The sequence below is a fragment of the Peribacillus sp. AS_2 genome (assembly GCF_026891895.1).
In the GTDB taxonomy this organism is placed as follows: Bacteria; Bacillota; Bacilli; order Bacillales; family DSM-1321; genus Peribacillus; species Peribacillus frigoritolerans.
In genome coordinates this window covers 1-25,798 of record NZ_JAPTGA010000007.1, presented here as the reverse complement: position 1 = coordinate 25,798, position 25,798 = coordinate 1, and the positions used below count along the sequence as shown (strand labels likewise).

Annotated in this window: 29 protein-coding genes; 20 read left to right on the top strand and 9 right to left on the bottom strand. The window is 42.4% G+C overall.

The genetic code is table 11. The features are described 5' to 3' along the window. Positions 1-33 precede the first annotated feature (33 nt). The 3 genes from OTG27_RS13910 (at position 34) to gndA (ending at position 4,057) form a co-directional block, all read left to right on the top strand. Positions 34-1,155 carry a tripeptidase T gene (locus OTG27_RS13910; RefSeq protein ID WP_048678525.1) on the top strand — a complete coding sequence of 374 codons (1,122 nt, stop codon included), beginning with the start codon at positions 34-36 and terminating at the stop codon, positions 1,153-1,155. A gap of 173 nt (positions 1,156-1,328) precedes the next feature. Then, positions 1,329-2,603, top strand: coding sequence for a DNA polymerase IV (locus OTG27_RS13905; RefSeq protein WP_268937244.1), 1,275 nt, complete (start codon positions 1,329-1,331; stop codon positions 2,601-2,603). A gap of 41 nt (positions 2,604-2,644) precedes the next feature. Continuing rightward, the gene (gndA, locus tag OTG27_RS13900) at positions 2,645-4,057 is read left to right on the top strand and encodes an NADP-dependent phosphogluconate dehydrogenase (RefSeq protein ID WP_034308220.1); all 1,413 of its coding nucleotides are present in this window, start codon (positions 2,645-2,647) and stop codon (positions 4,055-4,057) included. An 89-nt stretch (positions 4,058-4,146) separates the two neighbouring features. Here gndA and OTG27_RS13895 read toward each other — a convergent pair whose 3' ends face one another. Then, a complete protein-coding gene (locus OTG27_RS13895; RefSeq protein WP_034308217.1) occupies positions 4,147-4,320 on the bottom strand; it encodes a hypothetical protein in 174 nt (57 codons plus the stop codon). A 294-nt stretch (positions 4,321-4,614) separates the two neighbouring features. Here OTG27_RS13895 and OTG27_RS13890 point away from each other — a divergent pair, with 294 nt between their 5' ends. Then, entirely contained in the window at positions 4,615-4,776 is a 162-nt protein-coding gene (locus OTG27_RS13890; RefSeq protein WP_268937243.1) for a hypothetical protein, read from the top strand. Between the two features lie 42 nt (positions 4,777-4,818). On the opposite strand, the gene zwf is transcribed toward OTG27_RS13890, so the two are convergent. Then, entirely contained in the window at positions 4,819-6,315 is a 1,497-nt protein-coding gene (zwf, locus tag OTG27_RS13885; RefSeq protein WP_268937242.1) for a glucose-6-phosphate dehydrogenase, read from the bottom strand. A 229-nt stretch (positions 6,316-6,544) separates the two neighbouring features. Between zwf and rnz the strand changes: the two genes are divergently transcribed. The 5 genes from rnz to OTG27_RS13860 all read left to right on the top strand — a co-directional run bounded on the left by rnz (position 6,545) and on the right by OTG27_RS13860 (position 11,403). Next, the gene (rnz, locus tag OTG27_RS13880; RefSeq protein WP_268937241.1) at positions 6,545-7,486 is read left to right on the top strand and encodes a ribonuclease Z; all 942 of its coding nucleotides are present in this window, start codon (positions 6,545-6,547) and stop codon (positions 7,484-7,486) included. A 63-nt stretch (positions 7,487-7,549) separates the two neighbouring features. Beyond that, on the top strand, positions 7,550-8,368 hold the full coding sequence (locus OTG27_RS13875; RefSeq protein ID WP_268937240.1) for a phytoene/squalene synthase family protein: 819 nt from the start codon (positions 7,550-7,552) through the stop codon (positions 8,366-8,368). A 206-nt stretch (positions 8,369-8,574) separates the two neighbouring features. Further along, complete coding sequence (locus tag OTG27_RS13870) at positions 8,575-9,570, top strand: ABC transporter substrate-binding protein (RefSeq protein ID WP_053535655.1); 996 nt, start codon at positions 8,575-8,577, stop codon at positions 9,568-9,570. A gap of 32 nt (positions 9,571-9,602) precedes the next feature. Next, entirely contained in the window at positions 9,603-10,634 is a 1,032-nt protein-coding gene (locus tag OTG27_RS13865) for an ABC transporter permease (protein WP_268937239.1), read from the top strand. Continuing rightward, positions 10,609-11,403: an ABC transporter ATP-binding protein gene (locus OTG27_RS13860; protein WP_268937238.1), complete on the top strand. Its 795-nt coding sequence runs from the start codon at positions 10,609-10,611 to the stop codon at positions 11,401-11,403. Before OTG27_RS13865 ends, OTG27_RS13860 begins: the two co-directional genes overlap by 26 nt. Positions 11,404-11,560: 157 nt before the next feature. On the opposite strand, the gene OTG27_RS13855 is transcribed toward OTG27_RS13860, so the two are convergent. Further along, a complete protein-coding gene (locus OTG27_RS13855) occupies positions 11,561-12,112 on the bottom strand; it encodes a MerR family transcriptional regulator (protein ID WP_052137288.1) in 552 nt (183 codons plus the stop codon). Between the two features lie 271 nt (positions 12,113-12,383). On the opposite strand from OTG27_RS13855, the gene OTG27_RS13850 reads away from it, so the two are divergent. Further along, complete coding sequence (locus OTG27_RS13850) at positions 12,384-12,815, top strand: VOC family protein (protein ID WP_034308199.1); 432 nt, start codon at positions 12,384-12,386, stop codon at positions 12,813-12,815. 104 nt (positions 12,816-12,919) lie between these two features. Here the strand turns inward: OTG27_RS13850 and proC are convergent, their stop codons facing one another. Continuing rightward, complete coding sequence (proC, locus tag OTG27_RS13845) at positions 12,920-13,765, bottom strand: pyrroline-5-carboxylate reductase (protein ID WP_095678598.1); 846 nt, start codon at positions 13,763-13,765, stop codon at positions 12,920-12,922. Between the two features lie 701 nt (positions 13,766-14,466). On the opposite strand from proC, the gene OTG27_RS13840 reads away from it, so the two are divergent. The 3 genes from OTG27_RS13840 (at position 14,467) to OTG27_RS13830 (ending at position 16,926) form a co-directional block, all read left to right on the top strand. Then, positions 14,467-15,435, top strand: a complete 969-nt coding sequence (locus OTG27_RS13840) for an MBL fold metallo-hydrolase (RefSeq protein ID WP_268937237.1) — start codon at positions 14,467-14,469, stop codon at positions 15,433-15,435. A gap of 22 nt (positions 15,436-15,457) precedes the next feature. Continuing rightward, entirely contained in the window at positions 15,458-16,249 is a 792-nt protein-coding gene (locus OTG27_RS13835) for an SDR family NAD(P)-dependent oxidoreductase (protein ID WP_268937236.1), read from the top strand. A 149-nt stretch (positions 16,250-16,398) separates the two neighbouring features. Next, positions 16,399-16,926: a DUF3221 domain-containing protein gene (locus tag OTG27_RS13830; RefSeq protein WP_268937235.1), complete on the top strand. Its 528-nt coding sequence runs from the start codon at positions 16,399-16,401 to the stop codon at positions 16,924-16,926. 51 nt (positions 16,927-16,977) lie between these two features. On the opposite strand, the gene OTG27_RS13825 is transcribed toward OTG27_RS13830, so the two are convergent. Next, complete coding sequence (locus tag OTG27_RS13825; protein ID WP_063575710.1) at positions 16,978-17,637, bottom strand: C40 family peptidase; 660 nt, start codon at positions 17,635-17,637, stop codon at positions 16,978-16,980. 415 nt (positions 17,638-18,052) lie between these two features. Here OTG27_RS13825 and OTG27_RS13820 point away from each other — a divergent pair, with 415 nt between their 5' ends. The 3 genes from OTG27_RS13820 to OTG27_RS13810 all read left to right on the top strand — a co-directional run bounded on the left by OTG27_RS13820 (position 18,053) and on the right by OTG27_RS13810 (position 20,218). Next, positions 18,053-19,312: a Y-family DNA polymerase gene (locus OTG27_RS13820; RefSeq protein WP_034308185.1), complete on the top strand. Its 1,260-nt coding sequence runs from the start codon at positions 18,053-18,055 to the stop codon at positions 19,310-19,312. A 34-nt stretch (positions 19,313-19,346) separates the two neighbouring features. Beyond that, the gene (locus OTG27_RS13815; protein ID WP_034308183.1) at positions 19,347-19,679 is read left to right on the top strand and encodes a YolD-like family protein; all 333 of its coding nucleotides are present in this window, start codon (positions 19,347-19,349) and stop codon (positions 19,677-19,679) included. Between the two features lie 215 nt (positions 19,680-19,894). Continuing rightward, positions 19,895-20,218, top strand: coding sequence for an iron-sulfur cluster biosynthesis family protein (locus OTG27_RS13810; RefSeq protein WP_034308178.1), 324 nt, complete (start codon positions 19,895-19,897; stop codon positions 20,216-20,218). 42 nt (positions 20,219-20,260) lie between these two features. On the opposite strand, the gene OTG27_RS13805 is transcribed toward OTG27_RS13810, so the two are convergent. Next, positions 20,261-21,163, bottom strand: a complete 903-nt coding sequence (locus OTG27_RS13805) for an alpha/beta hydrolase (protein WP_057278766.1) — start codon at positions 21,161-21,163, stop codon at positions 20,261-20,263. Positions 21,164-21,293: 130 nt separating this feature from the next. On the opposite strand from OTG27_RS13805, the gene OTG27_RS13800 reads away from it, so the two are divergent. Both OTG27_RS13800 and OTG27_RS13795 read left to right on the top strand, forming a co-directional pair. Then, positions 21,294-21,554, top strand: a complete 261-nt coding sequence (locus OTG27_RS13800) for a YqkE family protein (protein ID WP_268937234.1) — start codon at positions 21,294-21,296, stop codon at positions 21,552-21,554. A 143-nt stretch (positions 21,555-21,697) separates the two neighbouring features. Then, entirely contained in the window at positions 21,698-22,135 is a 438-nt protein-coding gene (locus tag OTG27_RS13795; protein WP_057278765.1) for a MarR family winged helix-turn-helix transcriptional regulator, read from the top strand. A gap of 45 nt (positions 22,136-22,180) precedes the next feature. Here the strand turns inward: OTG27_RS13795 and OTG27_RS13790 are convergent, their stop codons facing one another. The 3 genes from OTG27_RS13790 to mciZ all read right to left on the bottom strand — a co-directional run bounded on the left by OTG27_RS13790 (position 22,181) and on the right by mciZ (position 23,971). After that, positions 22,181-22,606 carry an Ohr family peroxiredoxin gene (locus OTG27_RS13790; RefSeq protein WP_268937233.1) on the bottom strand — a complete coding sequence of 142 codons (426 nt, stop codon included), beginning with the start codon at positions 22,604-22,606 and terminating at the stop codon, positions 22,181-22,183. Positions 22,607-22,844: 238 nt separating this feature from the next. Continuing rightward, a complete protein-coding gene (locus tag OTG27_RS13785; protein WP_268937232.1) occupies positions 22,845-23,753 on the bottom strand; it encodes an aldo/keto reductase in 909 nt (302 codons plus the stop codon). A gap of 56 nt (positions 23,754-23,809) precedes the next feature. After that, on the bottom strand, positions 23,810-23,971 hold the full coding sequence (gene mciZ / locus OTG27_RS13780) for a Z-ring formation inhibitor MciZ (protein ID WP_082854579.1): 162 nt from the start codon (positions 23,969-23,971) through the stop codon (positions 23,810-23,812). A gap of 75 nt (positions 23,972-24,046) precedes the next feature. Here mciZ and OTG27_RS13775 point away from each other — a divergent pair, with 75 nt between their 5' ends. Both OTG27_RS13775 and OTG27_RS13770 read left to right on the top strand, forming a co-directional pair. Next, a complete protein-coding gene (locus tag OTG27_RS13775; RefSeq protein ID WP_034308163.1) occupies positions 24,047-24,598 on the top strand; it encodes an NUDIX hydrolase in 552 nt (183 codons plus the stop codon). Further along, positions 24,599-25,780: an endonuclease Q family protein gene (locus tag OTG27_RS13770; RefSeq protein WP_057278763.1), complete on the top strand. Its 1,182-nt coding sequence runs from the start codon at positions 24,599-24,601 to the stop codon at positions 25,778-25,780. Positions 25,781-25,798 lie beyond the last annotated feature (18 nt).

Sequence of the window (25,798 nt, the reverse complement as noted above, 5' to 3'; positions counted from 1 at the left end):
TGAAGAGGAAAACTTTTTTGGAGGTTTTATTTTATGATTAATGAAGAACGTTTAGTTAATGAATTTATGGAATTGGTGCAGATCGATTCCGAAACGAAAAATGAAGCAGCCATCGCCAAAGTGCTGAAAGAAAAATTCGGGGCACTTGGTGTAGAAGTTTTTGAAGATGATACAACAGCAGTCACCGGTCATGGTGCAGGGAATTTAGTATGTACTTTAAAAGGAACGAAAGAAGGCGTAGATACCATTTATTTCACCTCCCATATGGATACGGTTGTACCGGGGAATGGAATCAAGCCTTCCATCAAAGATGGATACATAGTGTCAGACGGAACGACCATATTAGGGGCGGATGACAAAGCTGGATTGGCGGTCATGTTAGAAACGCTTAAAGTGTTGAAAGAACAGAATATCGAACATGGTACAATTGAATTCATCATTACAGTCGGTGAAGAATCTGGCTTGGTAGGGGCAAAGGCATTGGATCGCTCCCTTGTAACGGCTAAATTCGGTTTTGCACTTGATAGTGATGGAAAAGTGGGCAATGTGGTTGTTGCTGCACCTACTCAGGCGAAAGTGTCCGCAACCATTTTAGGCAAGACTGCTCACGCTGGTGTCGCTCCAGAGAAAGGCGTTTCGGCCATTACGATCGCAGCCAAAGCAATCTCTAGAATGCCATTAGGCAGAATCGACGAAGAAACGACAGCCAATATCGGACGTTTCCAGGGGGGACAGCAAACCAATATTGTTTGTGACCATGTTGAAATCCTTGCAGAAGCAAGATCCTTGATCCCTGAAAAAATGGAAATACAGGTAGCGAAAATGAAAGAGGCTTTCGAGACTGCAGCCATTGAAATGGGCGGACGTGCTGAAGTTGAAGTTACCGTCATGTATCCTGGTTTTAAATATGGTGCTGGTGACCATGTTGTCGAAATCGCAAGAAAGGCAGCAGAGAAAATCGGCCGTCCATGCGAGCTGGTTAAAAGCGGCGGTGGAAGCGATGCAAATGTCATTGCAGGCTTTGGCATCCCTACTGTCAATCTCGCAGTGGGCTATGAAGATATCCATACTACGAATGAAAGAATTCCAGTTGAGGAATTAACGAAGCTAGCTGAAATGGTCATCACTATCATCAAAGAAGTTTCAGGGGAATAATCACCCATAATAGGTCAAGATGTTCAAAGTATTGAAGGATATATGTACAGTCATCAATGATATGATGGCTGTTTTTCTTGGAGTGGAAGCATCTTTCAGCGTGGTTACCAAAGATAAATAGGGATACTTTAATAGAAATGTTTTTTATTTTTACAAGGATGTGACGGTCAAACATGAAGGACATGTATCCCAAAAATGGCAGGGTCATTCTCCATGTAGACATGAATAGTTTCTATGCTTCAGTGGAAATGTCATATGATGTTTCATTGAAAGGCAAACCGCTTGCCATTGCAGGCAATGTTGAAGAGAGAAGGGGCATAATCGTCACCTGCAGCTATGAGGCGAGGAAGTTCGGGGTTAAAACGACCATGCCGATTTGGCAGGCGAAAAAATTATGTCCGCAATTAGTCATTCAGAAACCGAATTTCGAGCGCTATCGAAAGGCATCACTGGCTATTTTCGATGTTTTGAGGCAATATACAGGGATGGTTGAACCGGTTTCGATTGATGAGGGGTATCTGGATATCAGTGAATGCGCCGAATTGGGTTCGCCTTTAGATATAGCCAATAGCATTCAGGAAAGAATTTTTAATACGATGGATCTCCCTTGCAGTATCGGGATTGCCCCTAATAAATTTTTGGCCAAAACGGCTTCTGATATGAAGAAACCTATGGGGATCACCGTATTAAGGAAACGGGACATTCCGGAAAAGCTCTGGCCTTTACAAGTGGGCGAAATGCATGGCATCGGGGATAAGACATCGGAAAAGCTTCAAACTATCGGGATCATGACGATCAGGGACCTTGCACACGCCAATGATAGTCAACTTAAACAGCTTCTTGGGATCAATGGCATCCGTTTGAAAGATAGGGCTAATGGAATTGACCCAAGGGTAGTGGATCCCGAAGCGATTTTTGAGCATAAGAGCATCGGGAACTCGACAACTCTTCCGCATGACTCCGCCAATCAAAAAGAATTGATCGGTGTATTGGAAAAGCTTTCCGGGAAAGTTGCCGTCCGCTTGAGAAATAAACGCCTCCTTGGTCAAAAAATAGGTGTGACGATCCGTTACAAAGACCGCCGGACAATTACGAGAAGCAGGACTGTTCCAAATCCAGTTTTTGAAAAAAAGGATATTTTGGATGAAGCTATCGATCTCTTCATGAAAAATTGGAATGGGGAAGGAATCAGGCTTCTTGGTGTCACAGCCTATGATGTCATCGAAAAAGAGTCGGCCTTCAAGCAACTGGATATTTTCTCCTTTCAAGAGGATGCAGAAAAAGAACCTCTGTATGATGCGATGGAACACTTGCAAAATAAGTACGGAGAAAATATTATTAAAAAGGGATTACCCTTGAAAAAACGTTCAATAGGAACAGACACTAGCTTCAGCAAAGATTTCTTTGAGCAATCCAGGAGGAAAGATCCTTCTTTTGACAAAGAATAGCGTACAAGCTGTGTAAAGATAGAGAGAAGGGAAGATGAATCATGACAAAACAGCAGATTGGCGTTATCGGACTAGCCGTAATGGGCAAGAACCTTGCGTTTAATATTGAAAGCAGGGGATATTCAATTTCCGTATTTAATCGCTCAGGATCAAAAACGGACGAGATGATGAAGGAAGCGGAAGGCAAAAACGTAACAGCCGCTTATACGCTTGAAGAATTCGTCAATTCTTTGGAAACACCACGGAAAATTTTATTGATGGTTAAAGCCGGAGCGGCAACGGATGCAACAATCGAGCAATTAAAACCGTTGCTTGAAAAAGGTGATATCGTTATTGATGGAGGGAATACCTTCTTCAAGGACACTCAGCGCCGCAATGAGGAGTTAAGCAAGCTTGGCATCCATTTCATCGGTACAGGCGTGTCAGGTGGGGAAGAAGGAGCTCTAACAGGTCCTTCCATCATGCCTGGAGGTCAAAAAGAAGCATATGAACTTGTAGCACCGATTTTGAAGGATATTTCAGCTAAGGTCGATGGTGATGCTTGCTGCACGTATATCGGACCGGATGGGGCAGGTCATTATGTTAAAATGGTACATAATGGTATTGAATACGGGGACATGCAATTGATTTCCGAATCTTATTTCCTTCTGAAAAATCTCCTTGGACTATCTGCTGAAGAATTCCATGAAGTCTTTACTGAATGGAATGAAGGGGAACTTGATAGCTATTTAATTGAAATTACTGCTGATATTTTCAAAAAATATGATGAAGAAACCGGCAAGCCGATGGTCGATGTCATTTTAGATAAAGCTGGCCAAAAAGGTACAGGTAAATGGACAAGTCAAAGTGCGCTTGATCTTGGTGTTCCGCTTCCAATCATTACGGAATCCGTGTTTGCCCGATTTATTTCAGCAATCAAGGACGAGCGTGTCGAAGCGAGTAAAATCCTTCGTGGTCCAAAAACCGATTCATTTACAGGCGACAAAAAGGCTTTGATTGAAAGTATCCGAAAAGCACTTTATATGAGCAAAATCTGTTCATATGCACAAGGATTTGCACAAATGAAAGCAGCATCAGAAGAAAATGGCTGGAACTTGCAATATGGGGAAATCGCGATGATTTTCCGTGGCGGCTGTATCATTCGTGCACAATTCCTCCAAAAAATCAAGGAAGCGTACGATCGTGAAGCGAACTTGAACAATCTTCTTCTAGATCCTTACTTCCAAGGGATCGTCGAAAGCTATCAAGGAGCTTTACGTGAGGTAGTATCAACGGCTGTGATGAACGGAATCCCGGTTCCTTGCTTGTCATCGGCACTTGCCTATTTCGACAGCTATCGTACAGAAACGCTGCCAGCCAACCTGATTCAAGCTCAGCGTGACTATTTTGGAGCTCATACTTACCAACGCATTGATAAAGAAGGAACGTTCCATACCGAATGGATGGAAAAATAAAAAGTTCAAGCCCGGCTTAAAGGAGATCCCCTTTAAGCCGGCTTTTTTGTTTCATGTAAAAAGGGGGCGCTTGGCGCCCCCTTTTATTACTATCTCCGATGCTCTACAAGATCAATGACCCCTAATACAACATGTGCCAAACCGAAACCAAAAACCGTATTAGCTACCATTTTGTTTGAACCCCGGGTCTGCTTCATTGCATAACCCGCAGCTGTCACGGCTGTGCCCAACGCTGTTGGAATTAACCCTTCACGAATGTCCATCGTTTAATCCCTCCACATCGAAGTTAGCGGTACTGTCACTAAGCACCTTTTTTAGTGTATCCTCAGCAAAGGCTTACCATGCTTTTTAGATAAGGTAAAAATGGTAAAAATGAACTAGTTGTAAATAGTTCCAATTAATTTACCTATTTTAGGGAAATCGTAGTATGATGTATGACATTCATCCTTGCTTTTTTAGGTTTAAACACCTGTGGAAAAAGGAATATAAACATTGAAAGAGATGGGCGGGCCGTAGAATACAGTAGGCAGAAAGAGAGAGAAGGAGCGGAGGACTTTATGTTCATCATCTGGTGGGCTGTAGCCATTTTTTTATTTTTCATTGCCTTAGAATCCGGTGTTTCATTTTGGCTCAATTCAGAAAAAGGGGAAGAAATGTCCAAGTCCAAGCAAATGTTTCATATTATCCGGAATAAATTGCTGAGGAAGAGTGTTTCATGAAGAAGAAGGGATGCAGATTCAAATCTGCATCCCTTTTTCATTTCAATCATTATTTTCGTTTTTCTTGACTTGCCACCAAATATGTCCATCTTCCGCCAGAAGTTCATCGGATGCAAGTGGACCTGTTGATCCCGCTTCATAGTTAGGGAAAGACTCTTCTTTAGTATTTTCCCATGCATTGGAAATGGTATCGACGAACTTCCATGAGAGGGCAACCTCGTCCCAGTGCGTAAAGTTTGTAGCATCCCCGCGCATGCTGTCAAACAATAGCTTTTCATATGCCTCGGGAGAATTGATGTGTTCGATCCCTTTGTTCGAGACGGTCAGCTTCATTGGCTTTGTATTGGATGTCGTCCCGGATTTTTTGACATTTAAGTACAATGTGATACCCTCGTCAGGCTGGATATTGATGACGAGAAGATTCGGATTCAGCGTTTCTTCCGTTTTATAATACAGATTCATTGGAATATCTTTGAATTGAACAACGATATTCGTTGATTTGACATCCATTCTCTTACCGGTACGGATATAAAAAGGAACACCGGCCCAACGGAAGTTATCAATCATCAATTTACCCGCAACATAGGTCTCTGTGTTGGATTCGGGATTTACATTATGTTCATTTCGGTAGGCCGGAAGCATTTGACCGTCTATCGTTCCTTCACCATACTGGCCACGAACGAAGTATTGGTTGACTTCGTCGACCTTCATTGGTCGAAGTGAACGCAATGCCCGTACTTTTTCGCTTCGAATCTCTTCAGTCGTCAAAGCGATCGGGGGTTCCATTGCAAGCAAGGCCACCATTTGCAGCAGGTGGTTTTGGACCATATCCCTTAGGGCACCGCTGGTTTCATAATAACGCCCGCGTTCTTCAACGCCGAGTGTTTCGCTTGAAGTAACCTGGATATTGGATATATATCTGTTATTCCATAGCGGCTCGAAAAGGGCATTGGAAAAACGGATGACCTCGATATTTTGTACCATTTCTTTACCTAAATAATGATCGATGCGGTAAATTTCATCTTCAGCGAATGCAGTCCGAATCTGCTCATTCAATTGTTGTGCTGTTTCAAAACTGTGTCCAAATGGCTTCTCGATGACCAGGCGTTTATATCCATCCGTGTCACTCAGGCCTTGAGCTTTAATCTGTTCGGCAATCGTTCCGAAAAACTCAGGTGCCATCGCCAAATAGAAGATCCTGTTTCCTTCTAATTGATATTGTCCGTCTAATTGTTCGGCAATGTCTTTTAATTGCAAATATGATTCCGAACTTGAGACGTCATGGGAGTGATAATGGAAATGGGAAATGAATTCATCTACCTTTTCTTCCGCATGTCCGAACGTAAGAATCGAGTCCTTGACACTTATTTGGAACTCCTCGTTCGTCAATGGCCTCCTTGCCACACCGACGACCGCGAACTTATTGATTTTCTCTTTTTGAAATAGTCGATATATGGAAGGAAACAATTTCCTTTTCGCTAAATCTCCGGTAGCACCAAAAATCATGATCAATGCTGTGGGTTTATTGTTTTCTGTCATGTTAAAACCTCAACTTTCCGTTAAATCTGTCTATAAAGTTGGAATTCCCGTATGTGTACCAATTTCTAATTTTACGTTTAGCTTTCCCTCAAAGCAATCAATTTGCGCATTTTTTCTCAGATTTCATTAAAAGTTTAATTTGGTTTCGGTTTTAATGGGTCATAAATGAAAGAGCACCTTGGTTATGCTATAGTTAAGGCATAAAGTATTTGCAACGGAGGTAGTATGAGTGGATTTCGTTTTATTGGGTACAGGCGCTGGCGTTCCGGCCAAAGCGCGGAATGTGACATCAATCGCCCTTCAATTATTGGAAGAACGAGGGACTATTTGGTTATTCGATTGTGGGGAAGCAACACAGCATCAAATATTAAAAACGGCGGTCAAACCGCGAAAGGTTGAAAAGATCTTCATCACCCATTTACATGGTGACCACATCTTCGGACTGCCTGGTTTTTTAAGCAGCAGATCTTTTCAGGGCGGAGTGGATAAATTGACCGTATATGGTCCACAAGGCATAGATTCATTCATTAAGACGAGCTTACAGGTGAGTGGGACTCATTTAAAATATCCCTTGGAAATCATCGAAATAGAAGAAGGCACAGTGTTTGAGGACGAACAATTCACAGTGACTGCCAAGTCGCTTGATCATGGCATTTACAGCATCGGTTATCGGATTGTGGAAAAAGATCGTCCGGGTAGCCTGCTGGTCGACCGGCTGCGTTCCGAAGGTGTGAAGCCGGGGCCTCTTTTTAAAGCATTGAAAAATGGACAAACAGTCTGTCTCGATGATGGCCGTGTCATAAATGGGAAGGACTATATCAGTACTCCAAAAAAAGGCCGGATCATCACGATTCTTGGTGATACAAGAATGTGTAGCAATACGCTCATTCTTGCTGAATCGGCGGATTACCTTGTTCATGAAGCTACATTTTCAGCGGAAGAAGCTGAAATGGCATCAGCCTATTATCATTCGACCACCGTTCAGGCTGCAGAAACGGCCTTGAAAGCGGGAGCTAAGCATCTAATCCTTACGCATATCAGCTCACGGTATACTCCAGAGGATGCTGAGAGGCTAAAAGAGGAAAGCAAAGCAATCTTTGCAAATACGATCATGGGTGAAGATCTGATGGCGATTAAAGTTCCTTTGTATTCAGAGGAATCGGACAGCTGAAATCAAAGCCAATGTTTGATATAATTAATCAATTGTTCATTGGATATTTAAAGGAGTGTAAATATGACTGACAAAAGTGACCTACATACTAAAGCGATGGATTTTCTGCTAAAAACAAGCCGGACTTTTTTCATTCCAATCAGTTATCTCCCAAAGGGATTGCAAGAGGGTATTGGAGCTGCATACCTTTGCATGCGCGCCATCGATGAGATCGAGGACCACCCAAGTCTTCCTGCAGATAGTAAGGTTTCTTTGTTACAGGCCCTTAGTGAGCTGCCGGATGCGGATTTCAAGGAAGAGAATCTACAAAAGTTATTTGAACCATATAAGGATGAACTGCCCGAGGTGACCCTGTTTCTTTCGGACTGGGTTGAATTTTGTCCACCCGGTGCAAAAGATAAAGTCTTGGAGTCAACAAAGGAAATGGCCGAAGGCATGGCAAAATGGGTTATTAAGGACTGGCAAATCCATAATGAAGAGGAACTCGATGATTACACTTATTATGTTGCAGGTTTAGTCGGGGTCATGCTGTCTGATATGTGGAACTGGTACGATGGAACCGAAACGGACCGTGAACTTGCCATCGCATTTGGCCGTGGACTCCAAACGGTCAATATCCTGCGTAACCGCGAGGAAGATGCAGAACGTGGTGTGAACTTTTATCCGGATGGCTGGGGTTTCGACGAGATGTTTGCCCATACGGAGCGTAATCTTGCATTAGCCGATGCGTACATTGAAGAGATTGAAACGAAGGACATCATCCAATTCTGTAAGATACCTTTGGAATTGGCAAAAGCTACATTGAAAGCCTTAAAAGAAGGTAAAGAAAAAATTGATCGGGCTACCGTTACCGAAATTGTCAGCCAGGTTGTCGAACATTGATTTTTCAAAAGCTGCTGTGAAAGTTACCATACCTTTCACAGCAGCTTTTTTCATGTTTTACATGCAGAACTCAAAAAATTCTAAAAAGTTAAAAAATATATTGGAATAATTGGGACTAAACGATTATAATTTAGGAAATAAAAGCGAAAAAAGCTGGCGTCGATAGAAAAACATTATTTTAAATAAGGAAAAAGCGGGGGGAAAATATGAAAAAGAAATTATATTCAACTGCAGCCATGACATTGGTCGCAGGTTTATTATTGGCTGGGTGTGGAAATGAAAAGGAAAAAGATGCGGCAAAGGATGAAAGCGGAAAGGATACCTTTAACATTGGGGTAACACAAATCGTTCAACATGATTCCTTGGATCAAGCATATGAAGGCTTCCAGGCGGCATTGAAGGATAGTGACATCAATGCTAAGTATGATCTTCAAATTGCTCAGGGTGACCAAAACAACAGCCAAACGATTGCCAATAACTTCGTTGGGGATAAAGTGGATCTGATATTTGCGAATTCGACTCCTAGTGCTCTAAGTGCTTTAAATGCGACCAAGGATATTCCGATCGTCTTTACATCGGTTACCGATCCTGTAGCGGGGGAGCTTGTCACTTCTCTGGAAAAACCAGGCGGAAATGTGACGGGTACGACGGATTCCCATCCTGAAGCCATTGCCAAGTCAATGAAATTTCTAGCGGAAGAGCTTGGCGCCAAAACGATTGGAACGGTTTATAACACAGGAGAGCAAAATTCAGTCGTCCAAATAAAGAATGTTAAGGCGGAAGCGAAAAAAGCTGGATTGAAAGTCGTGGAAGCGTCCGTCTCGACTTCAGCGGATGTTAAACAGGCAACGGAATCATTAATCGGAAAAGCGGATGCTTTCTATATCATTACTGATAATACAGTTGTCTCTGCACTGGAATCGGTCATTTCCGTGGCAAATGATCAAGATATCCCCTTATTTGTCGGCGAGCTTGATTCCGTGAATGCTGGCGGTTTTGCAGCATATGGCTTCAGTTACTATGATATTGGTTATGAAGCGGGGCAAAAAGCGGTTGAAATCCTGAAGGATGGTAAAAAGCCTGGAGATATTCCGGTTCAATATCCACAAAAACTGAAATTGGTCATCAATGAAAAAGCAGCAAAAGATATGGGTGTTGAAATAAAAGAAGAATGGAAAGCAGATGCTGAGTTTGTAAAATAAACTCTGCTTTTGTTCGGGGAAGGAAGAAAAAAATGTTCTCAGCCTTATTCAACTCTTTTGAGTCGGGAATGATTTATGCAATCATGGCACTTGGTGTCTATTTAACATTCAGGATTCTCGATTTCCCGGATATGACTGTGGAAGGCAGTTTTGTGACAGGGGCCTCTGTTGCCGCGATTATGATCGTTAACGGTTACTCGCCGATCGTAGCCACGTTGTGTGCCATGGTGGCAGGGTTCATCGCTGGGACGATAACGGGGTTCCTTCATACAAAAGGGAAAATCAATCCTCTCTTGGCAGGTATCTTAATGATGATTGCGCTCTATTCGATCAATTTGCGGATCATGGGTGCATCCAACATTCCGTTGCTTTCCCAAACAACCATTATCACGAATATCCAGGATGTCTGGGCTGGCACTGGGCTGGACAATTTGTTGAATGGTCTTTTATCATTCGTGGGTCTCGGTGACAGCCTGCCAAAAACGTGGGCCATATTAATCGTTATGCTGGTTGTGGCTGTAGTCATCCAAGCGGGAATGTCAGCGTTTTTAAAAACGGAAATTGGTCTTGCCTTACGGGCGACTGGTGATAATGAAGCAATGGTCAAGAGTTTTTCCGCCCATACTGGCAACATGAAGATCTTAGGACTTGCAATCGGAAATGCACTTGTGGCTTTTTCGGGATCCCTGGTTGCCCAATATAACGGTTTTAGCGATATAGGCATGGGGATTGGAATCATTGTCATCGGATTGGCATCCGTCATAATCGGTGAAGCTCTATTCGGGGCAAAAACGATTGCACGTGCTACGCTGGCTGTCATTGGAGGGGCGATCATTTACCGGATCGTCGTAACCTTGGCACTTCGCGTTGAATTCCTTGAAACGGGAGATGTTAAATTAATTACGGCACTTATTGTGGTCGGGGCACTTGTCATTCCAAAAATTTCCGATAAACAAAAGGAAAAAACCCGGAAGAAAAGGCGGCTTAAAGAAATACAGATGCGTCATGATGGCACTTTACCGAAAGGGAGGGAAGAATATGCTTCGGTTAAATCAGATTTATAAAGTGTTCAATGAGGGAACACCAGATGAAAAGCTAGCCCTTGGAAATCTGGAACTGCAGATGACAAAAGGTGAATTTGTAACAGTCATCGGTAGTAATGGAGCAGGTAAATCGACTTTGATGAATATGATTTCCGGTAAGATTCTCCCTGATGCCGGTGAAGTCATCATCGATGGTGAAAACGTATCGGCCATTGAAGAACATGCCCGTGCAAAAATGATTGGACGCGTTTTTCAGGATCCCATGCTGGGTACGGCACCGCATATGACGATTGAAGAAAATATGGCAATTGCTTATGGCAGAACCAATAGAAGAGGTTTTGGCTTTGGGGTGACAAAAAAACGGAAAGAACTTTTTAAAGAATGTTTGGGCACCCTTCATTTAGGCTTGGAAAACCGGATGACTGCAAAAGTGGGATTATTGTCAGGAGGGGAGCGTCAGGCACTATCATTGCTGATGGCGACCTTCACCGATCCTAAAATCCTGCTTCTTGATGAACATACTGCAGCGCTTGATCCTTCGCGGGCAGAACTTGTTACAAACCTGACAAAGGAAATCGTCGAAAAGAACCAATTAACGACGTTGATGGTGACTCATAATATGCAGCAGGCAATCGATCTTGGAAATTCCCTGATCATGATGGATAAGGGACAGATCATTTTTGAAGCCAGAGGCGCTGCAAAGCAGAAGTTAACCGTCGAAAAATTGCTTAACGAATTCCAACGCATCAAAGGCGAAAAAATGATCAATGACCGTGCAGTGTTGATTTAAAATGATGAAAAGGCCCGACCCAGGTGAGTTTAATCTTGGGTCAGGGCCTTTTTATTTTGGGGTAATTAATAAGATCGGGTCCTATTTTTGAAGAGATGCTTTGCCTAACAAAAATGGTTATTCGTGGGGTGCTCATGAAAGATCTTGATAATAGATGTCAATCGCTGTCGGCTGTGCTCCATGATGAACTATCGTTCTTTCTGTTTCCGAAAATCATTTTTATGAATGGCCTTTTCTTCGTCTTTTTAGTGGCAGCAGCCTCTTCAGCCGCGAGGAAATAATCAAAGTGCTGTCCCGTTGGTGTTTCTAACGCTTCGATACGGGCTTCAAGCTTTTTAACGAGTTTGTGCATTTCTTCCATTTCACTTCTGTGCTGTAAAAGCTGATAGGATACAACATCGTCCGCTTTTGTTTTCAGGCCATTTTCCAGCCTGATGACCCGTTCAAGCAGTTGATCATGTTCTTTATTCGGTTCGGAGTGTTTCTGGAGGGTTGCTTTTCTAATCTTTTTCTCTGAGATGCTGACCTTTTGGAGAATGATGCCCTCGTTAAGCTGATCTTGGATTTTTCTCAATAATGCAATGTCTTCATCCGAAAACTGGTAGTGGCCAAGCTGATTCCGTTCTACTTCCATGTTCAATTGGGTGACCCAGCGTTGAATCGTACTATGGGAAACATTCAGTAACCGGGCAACTGCACTTGTATTCATCGAGATTCCCCCTTTTGCTTGTTGAATTCGATAAGTATGGGGGAATTCCTTTACAGATGACAAAACATGTATTCATTCGGCAAAGAAAGTGGAATTCCTACGTAATTTGCATGAGGGGCAATCCAAGGTGGAATTCCCCGTTGAGCTGCTTTTTGCAAAGTGGTCTTTAAGAAGCATTTGCTATGGTGTGGGTGCTGGTCAATCAAGCTAAAAAGGGAAAAGTGATCCAGATGTCGAATTTACCCTTAAAACATGGAAAAGGAGGACTAGCATGAACAGGATCAACATTATAACTTTAGGTGTCAGGGATATTACTCAATCATTAAGGTTTTACCGGGACGGGTTGGGATTCCGTACATTGATTAAAGAGGACGATCCCGCAATCGTTTTTTTTAATAATGCCGGTACGAAACTTGCTTTGTATCCTTTAGAGGAGCTAGCAAAAGACATTAATGAGATGGAACCGCCTAAGAAAAATGGTTTCCCGGGTCTTACACTCGCTTATAATGCTAAATCAATTGAAGAAGTGGATGAAGTGATCAACAGGGCTGAAAATGCTGGGGGAACAATCGAGAAATCACCTCAGCATGTTTTTTGGGGAGGATACAGCGGATATTTTTCAGATCCCGATGGTTACTATTGGGAGGTTGCGTATTCGAAGGACTGGAGTTTCGATGAAAATGATATGCTGATTATAAAGTAACGCTCACTTCAGAAGATTTTATAAGGCGTATGGATCATAAAAAGGGCTGTTGCCTGCCACTGCTGCAGGAGTGGCCAGGCAACAGCCGATCATCATCAGGGGGCTTACTGCGAAACTACATATTTGGCCAGTTCTTTACTTATTTGATTGCCCATTCGCTTCGATTGCTCTGTCGCTTCTTGTACACAGGCAATGAATGCATCTTCCACTTGGTGTGCTTGTAGTGCTTTCAGACCTGCTTCAGTCGTTCCGCCTGGTGAAGTTACTTCCTTTCTTAGTACGGCAGGCGTTTTAGGTGATTTCTGTAACATGTCGGCTGCGCCCATCAATGTCTGGAGAATCAATTGCTTAGCAGTTTCGGAATCGAGCCCTATTTTTTCCGCTGATTTTTCCAATGCCTCGACCAAGTAATAAATATAAGCAGGACCGCTGCCTGATAAGCCTGTTACCGCATCTAGCTGGGATTCTTCGACCACTGCCACCGTACCCACCGTTTCAAAAAGGGTAATCGCCGTTTGTAATTGCGAGTCTTCCGTATGACAGTTAGCCGCAAGGGCCGTTGCTGATTTTCCTACAGCTGCCGATGTATTAGGCATGGCACGGACGATCGAAAACCGCTTGTTGGCGATTCCTTCCAAGCTTGTTGTATGAACCCCGGCAACAACGGAAATGAACAGCATTTCTTCACGAATGTATTCTTTTATTGATTGCATCGTTTCTAAAATATCTTTCGGTTTCACCGCCAGTACGACAAGGTCCGCATCCTGTACTAATAACTGCAGTGATCGTGTTGCAGTTACACCATATTGGTCCTTTAAATAAACGAACCGATCATCATTTGATTTATTTGTTACAAAAATATTTTCTGGTTCAATTACCTGTTGGGTCACCAGCCCCGAAATGATTGCTTCTGCCATCGATCCAGCTCCGATAAACGCGATTTTTTTCATATTTCCCGCTCCTTTTTCTTTTGAATTTTCGGCCATTTTATGAAGGCTGTTTTCACATACTTTGTTGCTATTTACCAGGTAGTGAGTTGTGGTTGATTTCCCTTCAAGATGCTCGCTTTCCTTGGTGCGGGCGGTGAGCCCGCTGCTCCCGCAGGAGTCTCGCACTTCCGCTCCAATCAACCTTAAATAGTTTCGTTTTAAAAACAACAATCTTTACGAAAAGAGCCTTTATGAAAAACAAAAAGACCCCTCATCCAATAAAGGACGAAAGGTCTAGCTTCCGTGGTACCACCTTTGTTCAACTTTTCCATAATAAATACAGAAAAGCTGCACTTGATTCCTCTAACGCGGGAATTACGTCAGGTTTTCCTGAAGGCTCATAAGGTAGGTTCAATAATGAGGGGGCGATGAAGCCTTTCAGCACATTCCGAGCTTCACTCTCTTTACGCCATCATAAATTTACTTGGCCTTAATCAATGCCATGCCGTCTTTAATTACTTGTGATTATGAAGGATATATCAGTACTCTGTCAATGATAATATATGCATGGACGATAAAAAGTAGACATGAATTATGTGAAAATAATGACAGTGATTTAAAATACATGTAAAATGTTAATTATACATGATAGCTATACTTAGAATCCTGTTTAGCGTATAGAAAGATTTATATAAATATAATTTTCTAAGGTGGAAAAGATTATGGCGAATTGGAATGGAGATATTGCGAAAATTGCTTTGCCCACGCCGTTTGCAGTGGGTGATGTGAATGTTTATGTCGTTAAAGGGGATGCTTTAACATTAATCGATACTGGTGTGAAAACCAAACGTTCAAAGGAAGCCTTGACTAACGGTCTTGGGGATTTAGGTCTGAAACTGACTGATATCGAACAAATCATTTTAACCCATCATCATCCCGATCATGCTGGTGCACTCGATTTCTTTGAAAAGGATATCCCGGTTTATGGACACAAAAATAATCAGCGCTGGCTGACTATCAGTGATGAATTCCTTGAAACCCATAATCGTTTTTTTCTTGATTATGCCAAAAAGTTCGGAGTGGCAGAAGAGCTGAAAAATAAACTGATCCATAACCGCGACGAAATCCGTTTCCTTAGTGAACGGAAGCTGCATGGATATTTAGCTGAGGGGGATGAGCTTCCTGGTCTTCCAGGCTGGAAAGTGATCGAGACTCCAGGGCATGCGCAAAGCCATTTATCTTTTTACCGGGAAAGTGACGGGGTCATGATCGCTGGCGATCACTTGCTTGCCAAGATTTCACCTAACCCATTAATGGAACCACCTTTACTGCCTGGAGGCATGAGGCCTCGTCCGTTACTGCAATATAATGCATCACTTCAAAAATTATTGGATTTCCCCATATCCACTGTTTACTCAGGACATGGATCTGAAGTGGCAGGGGATGCAGTTGCAGACTTGATTCAATATAGATTCGATCGGCAGCATAACCGTGCCATGCAAGTGAAAAGCATGCTTCAAGATAAGCCTTTATCTGTCTTTGAAGTGTGTCAGCAGTTGTTTCCGAAAGTATACCTTCAGGAGGTGGGCCTGACACTTTCGGAAACGGTCGGTCAGCTGGACTATTTAGAAGAATTGGGTGAAGTCCAAACAGAAATCCAATCAGGGGTCATTCTGTATTCAATCGCTTAATGTTCGAAGGAGGCCGCTTTTTTTGAATAAGTTACAAGGTAAAGTTATTGTTATTACCGGTGCTTCCGGAGGGATTGGCAAGGAAGTTGCCATTCAAAGTGCAAAACAGGGAGGCCGTCTCGTCCTCTTGGCCAGAAGCATGGATAAATTACTGCTGCTAAAGAAGGAACTGATCACCCAATATGGGATTGATGCATATGCCTATAAGCTTGATGTTGCAGACACTGATCAGGTGACAAATGTTTTTAATGACATCCATGAGCAAATAGGTCAAGTGGATGTGTTGGTCAACAATGCTGGTTTCGGCACGTTTAAAGAAGCGCAGGATACGGAATTAAATGAAACGAAAGCAATGTTTGCTGTCAACGTCATTGGCTTAATGGCCTGCACAAAGCTGGTTCTGCCGTATATGAAGCAGAGAAAATCGGGGCATATCATCAATATCGCTTCACAGGCCGGTAAAATCGCCACTCCTAAATCAACATTGTACTCTTCTACCAAGTTCGCAGTTCTTGGCTATTCAAACGCACTTCGGCTCGAACTGATGGAAGATCATGTTTTTGTGACCACAGTCAATCCTGGCCCTATAGAAACGAATTTCTTTAACATTGCGGATGAATCAGGTACATACTTAAAGAACGTTGAAAAATTCATGCTTAAGCCTCGAGATGTCGCTGCTAAAATCGTAGCGGCGATGCTGACCAACAAGAGGGAAATCAATCTCCCTGGCTGGATGAATTTAGCTGGGAAATGGTATAACATGTTTCCGAAGATCACCGAAACTTTAGGAAAAAAAGCATTTTTTAAAAAGTAGGCTAGTCTTTCGATTCCAGATGAAAATTGGTCCAATAATAGGTAAAGGGGAATGTCGATGACATTCCCCTTTTGAATTAACCAAAGTTATCATTTGAATGGGTAACTATTTCATTGGGAATCCGTCTATTTCTATTAGGAGGGATTTTCATGAAGATGATTGTAAACCTTTATATATATTTATTTGTCGCCTTTATACTGGGCAGCTGTCAATCCCCCGATTGGAACATGGATGAATCCATTGATAAAGGGGAAGAAGGTTTCATTACGGATCTTGACGATAAGAGGATTTTGATTAAAGGGACGTACTATAAGGTGACCAATGATACATATATTCAAGATCAACATGGTAATGACCTTGATTATTCCGAACTGGAAATCGGGATGAAAGTGAAACCATGGTACCGGGGCGGGGTGAAGAAATCATTTCCTGGGAAAGCGGAAGCTGAATTGATTCTTGTTTTGACGGATGAAAACAGCTTAGCCGAACAAAGGGCGGTCATTGCTGCTCTCGATCATGTCAGCAAAGCGGAAAGTCAGCGATTCATGGTTCTCGAAGTCGTCCATTTACCCTCAGAGCATGTTTATAATATCGAAATGATGAATCGTTCCAACTTGGATTCTTCATTCATTGTGACTGTTGAGGATGTAACGGATGAAATATTATATATAAAATAAAACAACCGGACTGAATCACTTTGAATTCTGTCCGGTTGTTTGTCCTGGATTTTATAAAGTTTTCGCACCTAAATATTTTGGTTTCCAATAAGAATTATCCATATCCGTAATGGTTATTCCTTTAGAAGACGTGGCACTAATGAATTGGCCATTTCCGATATAGATCCCAACATGGGATACTCCTGTTCTTCCAGAAGAAGTATCAAAGAATACAAGATCACCTTTAGCTGGTGAAGATACTTTTAAACCTGTATTGGAATAGAGCAATGATGTTGTACGCGGTAAGGTAATTCCTTGAGATTTCTGGAATACGTAATAGACGAAGCCTGAGCAGTCAAATCCAGTTGGTGTTGTTCCGCCCCACTTGTAAGGTTTGCCTATTAAGGTTTTTGCATAGCTGATCAAGCTAGTATTATTGACATTATAAACACCAAGCGCATTAAATGTGCCTCGGCCGGCAATTCCATCAACAGTCAACCCTTTGGCTTTTTGGAATTTTTTTACTGCTGATACAGAATAGGTGCCGTAATATGTAGTCAGTGAACCTGAATATGTGAAATAACCTTTGGTTTTTAATAGTTGTTGTAGTTGTTTGACATCACTATGTGTCATTCCGGGTCTGAGGGTTTGGTCTCCAATATTGGCAAAGGCTTGCAGTGGGGTTAGCATCATGGCAGATGCAACAGCAGCTGAAGCGATCCATTTCTTCATAGTTTTCATTTCCTCTCTATCTATCTCTCTATTATTTCTTAACAATATTATCCTACAATACCATTATGACAAATAGACATAATTTTGGTTACAATTTCATTACAAAAAATGAGCATTAAGACTGGCTTCCGAATAGACGAAAGTCTGTTGAAAAGGGTGGAGGGATTTTAAAAAAACGAGCATATGGACCTACTTAAAATTATTCAAGCTACCAATTAATCTTTTTCAAAAAAAACAATCTGGATACTAAGTTTAAATTTGGTATTTTATCCATTTTTAGTATCTATTATATTTTTCAAGGAAATTACAATAAAAAGTAGAAATTTGTATGAAAACTTCCATTGAATAAGAACGTATATTCGGTTAAAGTTATGAATATAATAAAGCGAACATATATTCTTGTTAGGGTGAAGAAATGATGGATTATGGGACGATGCCGAAACAATCAATTATGTGTATCGATATGAAAAGTTTTTATGCAAGCTGTTCAGCGGTCATGCTTGGTCTGGACCCGCTTGATTGTTATTTGGCGGTGGTTGGTGATTTGAAGAGGACAGGGAGCATTGTGCTCGCGGCTTCTCCAAAGATGAAGAAGGAATTTGGCATCAAGACAGGTTCGCGGATGTTTGAGATCCCGAATGACCCGAGGATTGTCGTCGTTGAACCTAAAATGGCGACTTATTTAAGGGTTTCTACGGAAATCACCCGCTTGTTCAACCGTTATGTGCCAAAAGAAGCGATTCACGTATATAGTGTGGACGAAAGTTTTGTGAAAGTCGATGGTGCTGCTTCTTTATGGGGAGATGCCCGCATGATAGCTGAAAAGATAAAAGATGAAATTGAACGGGAATTACAGCTCCCCTGTGCCATTGGAATTGGACCGAATATGCTCATGGCAAAACTTTGCCTTGATTTGGAAGCCAAACATAAAGGGATTGCGGAATGGAAGTATGAGGATGTGCCAAGCAAACTTTGGCCGATTTCCCCGCTTCGTGAAATGTGGGGGATCGGCAGGCGCGTAGAAAAAACCCTTCATGGAATGGGTATATTTACGGTTGGGCAGCTTGCCAATTATGATCTTGAATTACTTGAAGCGAAGTTTGGAATTATGGGCAATCAGCTTTACCACCATGCCTGGGGAATAGATTTATCCGATATGGGGGCAGCGATCATCGAAGGGCAGGTCAGCTTCGGCAAAAGTCAAATCCTGCTGCGGGATTATAAGGATGAGCATGAGGTAAAGCAGGTCATGCTGGAAATTTGCGAAGAAGTTGGAAGAAGGGCACGCACCCATCGTAAGGCAGGAAGAACGGTGAGCCTAGGCATTGGTTACAGCAAGGATGAGTTTGGCGGAGGTTTCCATCGTTCGCGTTCGATTAACGAACCGACCAACATCACGATGGAGTTATATAAAGTTTGCCTGGAGCTTTTCCATGAGAACTATAAGCAAAAAACGGTTCGAAGCATAGAGGTCAGACTCTCGAATATTGTGGATGATAATGAAATGCAGCTGACTCTATTTGATGCTTCGCGCTGGAAGAAGCGAGAATTGAGTTACACGGTTGATCGAATCCGCCACAAATATGGAGCCAAATCGTTATTGCGTGCCGTTTCGTATACAGAAGCAGGTACAGCCGTATACCGAAGCAAGCTGCTTGGTGGGCATAAGGCGTAAGGCGTAAGGCTGACTTTGAAAGGAGGGAAAAGAAATGATTCGTGATCGCGGCCGTATCAAATGGACATCGATGATGTTGCCGGAACATGTGAAGATGCTCCGTGATTGGGCGGTGGAGGATGGCTATGAAACGAAGCGCATCCTGGATGAGCAGCAACTGGAAGAAATGAATGCGGTAATGGGGGAAGCGATGGAGGAAAGAAAGGATGTCACGATTGCTCATTATGAAGGAAACCGGTATCAGCTGTTAATCGGCAGGATCCATTATTATAATGAGCTCACCCAAAAGCTTCATATCGTTGACCGGTTTGAGCAGGCTCACTATATCAGGCTTTCCGATATAGCGGATGTAAGGATAATGGAATGATGAGCGGAAGGGCTGTTCCCCAAGGGACAGCCTTTTAAAACGGCATCGTGATGAAAGGTATCACGGAGGAGTATGAGAATCGGCATTTGTTAGCACCGTCAATGAAGAAAGTGATTTTCGTGTCGGCTGACGCTTGCAAAGGAGGCAGTTTCTTTAACAGAAACGTTTTTATCGTTTATAATGGGGGAATACAAAGTCATTGGGAGGCAGCAATCATGTATATTGAATGGACGGAAACAGCGGCTGGGAAAATAGCCGGTAAGGTACAGGGACAAGAAGGATATTTACAGTTGAAATATGATACTGATGGCTGCGGCTGCGTGGTAAGTGGTGTGACGGCGCTATGGTGGGTCAACGAACCTGAAGAAGGTACCGAAAAAGTGGAAACGAACGGAATTCCGCTATATGTTGAGAAATCAAAAATGATTTTTCTTGATGAAGTCATGAAAATAGACTTTGTTCCGGAAGCGAACAGCTTTCAATTAAAAAGTCCGAATCAAATCTTAAATCCGAGGATGAGCTTTTTTAATAAAATCTAACTAAAGCAAAAGAGGGGATCGTGGACACCCTCTCTTTTCTTCTCAGACAAGTTTTTTTAGAAACTGATCGATTTGATCTTCGTATTCTTTTGGATTTTCATTATAAGATTGAGCGTGGGCCCCTTTTTTAGCGATGTACAGCTGTTTTGGGCCCTCTTTTGCTGCATATAATTCCGCTGTCATGGAAGCGGGGATGAAACTGTCATTTTCACTATGGATGAACAGCACGGGTTTTCGGATATTTTTCATATAATCGATTGGGGACACTTCATTGGTCCAATATCCGTCACGGAGTTTGATGAACGTACGCCCGAGCGGAAATACGGTCCAAGAAGGAAATGGGACTTCATGCTTGAGCTTGTGTTTGATCTGATCCTCGAAGTTTGAAAATGGACAGTCGGCAATGTAAAAATCAGCACCATCTTCAAGCATTCCGGCATATAAAAGCAGGGTTACGGCCCCCATGGATTCTCCATGAATGCCAATATGAAGGTCGGGCCCTTTACGTCTTTTCAATTCATCGATTACGGCCTTCAGGTCGAATTTTTCATAATGTCCATAACTGCTCGTCTTGCCGCCGGAATCCCCATGCCGGCGGTGGTCATAAATGATCGCATTGAAGCCCCGCTTAAGAAAAATGTTCATGTACTTAATCGAATTGACTTTGTTCTCCGTCACACCATGAGAAATGACCACCCACTTTTTGGTGTCATGGGGTTCGATAAATAAGCATTTCAAGGAATATCCGGATGGTGACGATACCCAAATTTCCGATTTAGGCAGATTATCAAAATCCTCCGTGATCAGGCGTTTAGCCATGATTTCACGATTTTGGATAAAATCATCTTCCTTCTTTTTCATATACATGATCCGATTGGAAAAATAAAGGCCGACGCCGATGATATACGCTAGGATTCCAGCCAGTGTAAACCACCATTTCTTCATGAAAGGACCTCCTCGAATGATTTTCTTTATTTTACCATGAGGGAAATGGGAAAACACTGTTTGAAAACCATGATGAGGAAAACGGCAGTCGTGATATAATTATTTCATAAATGGCCAGGAGGTTTTAAGGATGAAAAAGAAACAGCCGCGAAAACAAACTCAAAGCAAAAACCAAGATAAAGATTCATCTTCATTGAAACTCGGTGATATGATCAATCAAGATATCATGTCCCAGCTTCGTCAAAAGCAAAAAGAACTTAATGAGGCTGAACAAGAGAAAAGGGAAGCGGAAGAAGAAAAAAAACGGGAAGAAAGAAAGCAGCGGGAGAAGAATAAATCATTCGAAGAACTATTGGGTGAAAGCAATCTGAACTGGAAGAACTATAAATAGAACAGGGAGCAGTTAAAATTTTAAAAGGGCTGGCTCCCTTTTTCTGTTCAGGAATTCCTTTATTTTATAAAGTATAACGATTATATTAAAGATAAGTTCGATATGCTTTCATATCGGATGGACTACTATTAGCTGGTGATGGGATGCAAAATAAAATAGAAAAAGTGCTGGAAGACCAATTATGTTTCCTGCTTTATGCAAGTTCGCGGGAAATGACGAAGAAATATAAACCGTTGCTTGATAAACTTGAAGTGACATATCCTCAATATCTTGTTCTGCTTCTATTATGGGAACAGGATACACTTACAGTAAAAAAACTTGGGGAGCTCCTTGCCCTTGACTCAGGAACGCTTACCCCCATGTTGAAACGAATGGAGCAGAATGGCTTGATTGTCCGTGAACGTTCCACTGAAGATGAACGGTCTGTCATGATTAAGCTGACGGAAAAGGGACTTGGTTTACAGGCAGAGGCCTGTTTCATTCCCGATCGCATTTCGGCAATGTCGGGTGAGGATAAGAAGGTGGTCGAGGATTTAAAAGCTTCACTGCTCCAACTATTGAAAACTTTACAGCAATTTTAGCAAAGAAAAGACGCTTGGGGTTCCCCAAGCGTCTTTTTGTCGGATTTAATCTACATCTATTTCAAAGGCGACGTCCACATTGCCGTTGATTGCTTTTGAATAAGGACACATTTGATGCGCTTTATGAACAAGGGTTTCGAATGTCTCCTTGTCGACCCCGGTTCCCTTCACAGCCAAAGTTATAGCCAAGCTGTACTGATGCATCTCACCCATCAATAGACTGACGCTTGCGGTGACTTTTGAATCGAAAGAAACGCGTTCAATTTTACCAACTGATTGCAAAGCACTATCAAAACATGCAGCATATCCAGCTGCAAAAAGCTGTTCCGGATTAGATGCTTCAGGCATCTGTTTAGCCCTTGGTGTTCCAGGCATCGCAATATCAACCGTGAAGTTGCCGTCAGCAGAAATTGCCGTTCCTTCTCTTCCGCCATCGACTGTTACAGACGTTGTAAATAATGTTTTTGTCATCTTTTTTTCTCCCTTATCTTTGTTATTTTTAATTGTGCACAACTGAATTGTACAACATTAATTTTAGGGTGTCCAATGATAAGTTTAAAACCGCTAAATGGGTTTTGGAAGGAATTAGAATGATCGGAAACTTGAAGTTGGTAAAGAAGGCGAAAAAAGGTGGAACGGAAAAAGGCTGACTATCCCGTTGGTTAAACGGAGATAGAGCAGCCTAAAGGTTTGTCAAGACATTTCTTTTTTAATTCCGGTGACTTTCATATTTGTTCACTTTGGTCAACCGCTTCAGGATATCCAACTCGGTTGTGGACAGTGAAGGGCTGTTGGCAGCTTGGCAGTTATCACGTAGCTGCTGTACTGAGCTTGCTCCTGGAACAACGGTAGCTACGCTTTGATGGGACAATACATATTGAAGTGCCGTTTCATTCAACTTCCTATCGGAAAGTTTGTCCTTTATTTGCGGAAGCAAATCTTTAAGTTCGTGATAGCTATAGTCAAGGTATCCATCCTCATTTGCCTTTTCAAGCATTTTTTCACTGAGCAGCCCTTTGGCAAGGGGCCCACGGGCGATCACGCTGATCTGTTTGTTGGCTAAAAGGGACAGCCACTCTTCTGGGCGGCGGTCGAGCAGATTAAACTGCATCATCACGGAATCAAGCTCAGACTTTTCAGTGAATTCCTTGATGACATTCGGACGAATCGAGGAAATTCCATAATATCGGATATAGCCTTCTTTTTTCAAATCTTCAAATGCTTCTACCGTTTCTTCGATATTGTCTGAAATGGTGCCGCCATGTAACTGATAAAGATCAATATAATCAGTCCTCAATCGCTTTAAGCTATCTTTTACTGCCGTTTTAATATGAGCGCCGGATGGATCCCAGCTCCAGGAATCTTTATTTTCATTCCAGCGGTTTCCGACCTTGGTGGCTATGTATACCTTATCGCGGACCGATTTTAAATTCTTTCCGACGATTTCTTCATTCATACCGAAATCATATAAATCGGCCGTATCAAAATAATTGATTCCTTCATCTAAAGCGGCCTGTATGATTTCGGATGCCTGATTTTCAACAGTCCCCAGTGACATGCATCCAAGCCCGATTTCAGAAACTAGCAAGTCAGAATTTCCTAGTCTGCGTTTTTTCATGTTATCCACTCCCTTTACATTCATTGTAAAGGAGAAATCCATTTCACTCAAAGAATTCACTTGATCCGTTTTAAAGGAGTGGGTGGCACCTGATCGTGAATGTCGGCAATCCAATCATTGACATAAACATATTGATTTTGTAATTGCTTTAGTTTTTGAATAATTTCCCAACTCTTTCCGGATAAAGTAACGCTTTTTTCCAATACGTAAACTTTCATTAAATCGCCCTCCATCTCTATTATGGTAAAATGTATGAGGAATCATGCTGCAATTAGAACAGAGGAGTGGTCACGATGAAAAAATTTGAAGAAAAAACGCTGTCTTCGGAAAAAATCTTCACAGGAAAAGTAATCAGCCTGCAAGTGGATGATGTAGAGCTTCCTGATGGGAAAACGGGTAAACGTGAAATAATCAAGCATCCGGGAGCGGTTGCCGTCATAGCTCTCACGTCAGAAAATAAAATCATCATGGTTGAACAGTACCGTAAAGCGCTGGAGAGAAGCTTGGTGGAAATTCCTGCAGGGAAGCTTGAAAAAGGCGAAGAACCGGTCCTGTCGGCTAAACGGGAGCTGGAAGAGGAGACAGGTTATGAATGTGAAAAAATGGAGCACATCATATCCTTCTATACATCCCCAGGTTTCGCCGATGAATTGGTCCACCTGTATGTGGCCCACAATTTGAAAAAGAAAGAAAATGCGGCACCGCTGGATGAAGATGAATTTGTCGAGATGCTTGAACTCACGCTGGAGGAAGCTCAAACTTATATGGATGAAGGGAAGATCCAGGATGCCAAAACGGCATATGCAGTTCAGTATTTGCAGTTGAAAAAGGCGATGACATCATAAATGAAAGAGTATTACGCTGACCTGCATATCCATATAGGCAGAACGAGAAGCGGAAGGGCCGTGAAAATAACAGGTGCTAAAACGTTAACCTTCAGCAATGTGCTGCAAGTGGCAAGTGAAAGGAAGGGCCTTGATCTAATCGGGATAATCGATTGTCATTCTCCTGAAATTATCGAAGAGATCGAAGCGGGGATTCTTGATGGCGAAATCACGGAAAAGACTGAAGGCGGACTTCAATACAAGAATACAACCATCATTCCGGGATCGGAGATTGAAATTTATGATCAAAATTGTAATGGGCCGATCCATGTCCTCGCCTATTTTCCCACTTTAAAAGCGATGAAGGAATTCTCCTCATGGATGAGCGGACATGTTAAAAATATCACCTTGAGCTCCCAAAGGATTTATTGTGATGGAAGAACGCTGCAAAAAACCGTGAAGTCACTGGGCGGCCTGTTTATCCCGGCACATGTTTTCACCCCATTTAAAAGCTTATATGGAAAAGGGGTGCGATCCAGTCTGACTGAAGTATTCGATCCGGAGCTAATTGATGCCATCGAGCTTGGTTTAAGTTCGGATACAGAAATGGTCAAGGATATCGAGGAGTTGGACTCCTATGTATTCGTAACAAATTCCGATGCGCATTCGCTTGGGAAAATCGCTCGTGAATATCAAAAAGTCCTGCTTGAAGAGCCAAGTTTCAATGAGCTGGCAAAAGCCCTTAAAGAAACGGGGAATCGCAAGGTGACCGTTAATTATGGATTGAACCCCTTATTGGGAAAGTATCATCAAACCGTATGTTCAGGGTGCTTACATCAGGTATTGAGGGATAGTGAACAATGTCCTGAGTGTGGTAATAAATCCATTATTAAAGGGGTATCGGCCAGGATTGAAGAACTCTCCGTTTCCGGGATGGACAGAAGAGACGGAAAGGAAAGGCCGCCGTATATCCATCAAGTGCCACTCGACTTCATCCCGGGACTCGGACCTAAATCCATGGAAAAACTGCTGGTGGCATTTGGAACAGAGATGAATATCCTTCATGAAGTTACGCTTGAACAGCTAATGGAAATCGTTCCTGAAAAATTGGCGGTCTACATCGATTCTGCCAGAAAAGGGACGCTTTCTTTTGAAGTGGGGGGCGGAGGAAAGTACGGAAAGGTCAAAAAGGAATTAACCTGAAAAAAGTCCTGACATGAA

Bases quoted from the DNA above. Each gene is read 5' to 3' on its own strand.
- OTG27_RS13910 (WP_048678525.1), top strand. From the start codon at position 34: ATGATTAATGAAGAACGTTTAGTTAATGAATTTATGGAATTGGTGCAG.
- OTG27_RS13905 (WP_268937244.1), top strand. From the start codon at position 1,329: ATGAAGGACATGTATCCCAAAAATGGCAGGGTCATTCTCCATGTAGAC.
- gndA (WP_034308220.1), top strand. From the start codon at position 2,645: ATGACAAAACAGCAGATTGGCGTTATCGGACTAGCCGTAATGGGCAAG.
- OTG27_RS13895 (WP_034308217.1), bottom strand. From the start codon at position 4,320: ATGGACATTCGTGAAGGGTTAATTCCAACAGCGTTGGGCACAGCCGTG.
- OTG27_RS13890 (WP_268937243.1), top strand. From the start codon at position 4,615: ATGTTCATCATCTGGTGGGCTGTAGCCATTTTTTTATTTTTCATTGCC.
- zwf (WP_268937242.1), bottom strand. From the start codon at position 6,315: ATGACAGAAAACAATAAACCCACAGCATTGATCATGATTTTTGGTGCT.
- OTG27_RS13875 (WP_268937240.1), top strand. From the start codon at position 7,550: ATGACTGACAAAAGTGACCTACATACTAAAGCGATGGATTTTCTGCTA.
- OTG27_RS13870 (WP_053535655.1), top strand. From the start codon at position 8,575: ATGAAAAAGAAATTATATTCAACTGCAGCCATGACATTGGTCGCAGGT.
- OTG27_RS13865 (WP_268937239.1), top strand. From the start codon at position 9,603: ATGTTCTCAGCCTTATTCAACTCTTTTGAGTCGGGAATGATTTATGCA.
- OTG27_RS13860 (WP_268937238.1), top strand. From the start codon at position 10,609: ATGCTTCGGTTAAATCAGATTTATAAAGTGTTCAATGAGGGAACACCA.
- OTG27_RS13855 (WP_052137288.1), bottom strand. From the start codon at position 12,112: ATGAATACAAGTGCAGTTGCCCGGTTACTGAATGTTTCCCATAGTACG.
- OTG27_RS13850 (WP_034308199.1), top strand. From the start codon at position 12,384: ATGAACAGGATCAACATTATAACTTTAGGTGTCAGGGATATTACTCAA.
- proC (WP_095678598.1), bottom strand. From the start codon at position 13,765: ATGAAAAAAATCGCGTTTATCGGAGCTGGATCGATGGCAGAAGCAATC.
- OTG27_RS13840 (WP_268937237.1), top strand. From the start codon at position 14,467: ATGGCGAATTGGAATGGAGATATTGCGAAAATTGCTTTGCCCACGCCG.
- OTG27_RS13830 (WP_268937235.1), top strand. From the start codon at position 16,399: ATGAAGATGATTGTAAACCTTTATATATATTTATTTGTCGCCTTTATA.
- OTG27_RS13825 (WP_063575710.1), bottom strand. From the start codon at position 17,637: ATGAAGAAATGGATCGCTTCAGCTGCTGTTGCATCTGCCATGATGCTA.
- OTG27_RS13820 (WP_034308185.1), top strand. From the start codon at position 18,053: ATGATGGATTATGGGACGATGCCGAAACAATCAATTATGTGTATCGAT.
- OTG27_RS13815 (WP_034308183.1), top strand. From the start codon at position 19,347: ATGATTCGTGATCGCGGCCGTATCAAATGGACATCGATGATGTTGCCG.
- OTG27_RS13810 (WP_034308178.1), top strand. From the start codon at position 19,895: ATGTATATTGAATGGACGGAAACAGCGGCTGGGAAAATAGCCGGTAAG.
- OTG27_RS13805 (WP_057278766.1), bottom strand. From the start codon at position 21,163: ATGAAGAAATGGTGGTTTACACTGGCTGGAATCCTAGCGTATATCATC.
- OTG27_RS13800 (WP_268937234.1), top strand. From the start codon at position 21,294: ATGAAAAAGAAACAGCCGCGAAAACAAACTCAAAGCAAAAACCAAGAT.
- OTG27_RS13795 (WP_057278765.1), top strand. From the start codon at position 21,698: ATGCAAAATAAAATAGAAAAAGTGCTGGAAGACCAATTATGTTTCCTG.
- OTG27_RS13790 (WP_268937233.1), bottom strand. From the start codon at position 22,606: ATGACAAAAACATTATTTACAACGTCTGTAACAGTCGATGGCGGAAGA.
- OTG27_RS13785 (WP_268937232.1), bottom strand. From the start codon at position 23,753: ATGAAAAAACGCAGACTAGGAAATTCTGACTTGCTAGTTTCTGAAATC.
- mciZ (WP_082854579.1), bottom strand. From the start codon at position 23,971: ATGAAAGTTTACGTATTGGAAAAAAGCGTTACTTTATCCGGAAAGAGT.
- OTG27_RS13775 (WP_034308163.1), top strand. From the start codon at position 24,047: ATGAAAAAATTTGAAGAAAAAACGCTGTCTTCGGAAAAAATCTTCACA.
- OTG27_RS13770 (WP_057278763.1), top strand. From the start codon at position 24,599: ATGAAAGAGTATTACGCTGACCTGCATATCCATATAGGCAGAACGAGA.